Genomic DNA, 484 nt, shown 5'->3' on the forward strand with positions numbered 1-484 from the left:
CCAGACCAACCTGCTGGCGCTCAATGCCGCCATCGAGGCGGCCCGTGCCGGAGAGCAGGGGCGCGGTTTTTCTGTGGTGGCCGATGAGGTGCGTGCGCTGGCGTCGAGAACCCAGGATTCAACGGAGGAAATCCGGAACACCATCAACGGACTGAAGGGAGAGGTTGTCGATTGTGTGGCCACCATGCGCCATGCCTCTGAGATGGCAGAGCATCAGGTTTCAGCCATTCTGACAGTAGAGTCTGAACTGCAAACCATTGCCTCTGCTGTGCGGGAGATCACCAACCTCAATCAGGAAATGGAGAGCGCTGCCAACGAGCAGAGCGATGTCTCCGAATCCATTAATCACAACGTGATTGAAATCAGTCGCTCGGCAGAGCAGACCTCCGGGGATGCCAAGGAGACAGCGAGAATTGCCGGAGACCTTCTGGCCATGGCCGAGAATCTCAGGAAAACCATCGAACAGTTCCGGCTGAATCAGGAA

At 57.0% G+C, this 484-nt stretch carries 1 protein-coding gene; it reads left to right on the forward strand.

The features are described from left to right. Positions 1-484, forward strand: a 484-nt coding sequence (locus tag B2W52_RS02215) for a methyl-accepting chemotaxis protein (protein ID WP_286801107.1), incomplete at both ends; no start/stop codon positions are given.

The sequence above is a fragment of the Marinobacter sp. UBA2498 genome (assembly GCF_002341575.1).
Classification (GTDB): Bacteria; Pseudomonadota; Gammaproteobacteria; order Pseudomonadales; family Oleiphilaceae; genus Marinobacter; species Marinobacter manganoxydans.